Source organism: Arthrobacter sp. SAFR-023 (genome assembly GCF_051965295.1).
Taxonomy (GTDB): domain Bacteria; phylum Actinomycetota; class Actinomycetes; order Actinomycetales; family Micrococcaceae; genus Arthrobacter.
This window is the reverse complement of sequence record NZ_JBQCMF010000047.1, coordinates 1-1,284: the sequence shown is the minus strand read 5'-3', so window position 1 is coordinate 1,284 and position 1,284 is coordinate 1. Positions and strand designations below refer to the sequence as shown.

Below are 1,284 nucleotides of genomic sequence, written 5' to 3'. Positions count from 1 at the left end.
AGGGTGAGTTTTTTCATCTGGTGGGTGGCGTTGCGGCCTTCGAAGTGCGGGCCCAGGCCGTAGCCCTTGACCGTTTTGGCCAGGATCACGGTGGGTTTGCCCTTGAATTCGGTCGCGGCCTTGTACGCGGCGTAGACCTTGCGGTAGTCGTGCCCGCCGCGCTTGAGGTTCCAGATCTCGTCGTCGGAGAGGTCGGCGACGAGGTCCTTGGTCTGCGGGGTTTTGCCGAAGAAGTGTTCGCGGACGAACCCGCCGGATTCGGCCTTGTAGGTCTGGTAGTCCCCGTCCGGGGTTTCGTTCATGATCTTCACCAGCGACCCGTCGGCGTCGCGGGTGAGCAGGTCATCCCATTCCCGGCCCCAGACGACCTTGATCACGTTCCAGCCCGCGCCGCGGAAGAACGCCTCGAGTTCCTGCATGATCTTGCCGTTGCCGCGCACCGGCCCGTCCAGGCGCTGGAGGTTGCAGTTGATCACGAAGTTCAGGTTGTCCAGGTTCTCGTTCGCGGCGAGCTGGAGCAGGCCGCGGGACTCGGGCTCGTCCATTTCGCCGTCGCCCAGGAACGCCCAGACCTGCTGGTCCGCGGTGTCTTTCAGGCCCCGGTTGTGCAGGTACCGGTTGGACTGGGCCTGGTAGATCGCGTTCATCGGGCCGATGCCCATCGACACGGTCGGGAACTCCCAGAAGTGCGGCATCAGCCGCGGGTGCGGGTAGGAGGAGAGGGCGTGGCCTTCCTTGGACTTCTCCTGCCGGAACCCGTCCAGGTCCTCCTCGGAGAGCCGGCCTTCCATGAATGCCCGGGCGTACATGCCCGGGGACGCGTGGCCCTGGAAGAACACCTGGTCCCCGCCGCCGGGGTGGTCCTTGCCGCGGAAGAAGTGGTTGAACCCGACCTCGTACAGGGTCGCGGCGCCGGCGTAGGTGGAGATGTGCCCGCCGACCCCGATCTCGGGCCGCTGCGCCCGGTGCACCATCACCGCGGCGTTCCAGCGCATGTACGCCCGGTAGCGGCGCTCGTACTCCTCGTTGCCCGGGAACTGCGCTTCCTGGTCCACCGGGATCGTGTTCACATAGTCCGTGGTGGTCACCATCGGAACCCCGACGCTCTGCGCCCCGGCACGCTGCAGGAGACTGCGCATGATGTATTGGGCACGCTCCGTGCCCTGTTCCCTGATCAGCGCATCCAGGGACTCAACCCACTCGGCGGTCTCTTCCGGATCACGATCAGGCAGCTGGTTAGTCAACCCGCTGAGGATATGGGAGGTATCTTCTCCTGCAGCCACG

The 1,284-nt window shown here is 65.4% G+C and carries 1 pseudogene; it reads right to left on the bottom strand.

The window, feature by feature from the left end:
- A pseudogene (locus tag ACTHQX_RS21660) lies at nucleotides 1-1,283 on the bottom strand (pyruvate dehydrogenase (acetyl-transferring), homodimeric type); the annotation flags it as partial.
- Nucleotide 1,284 lies beyond the last annotated feature (1 nt).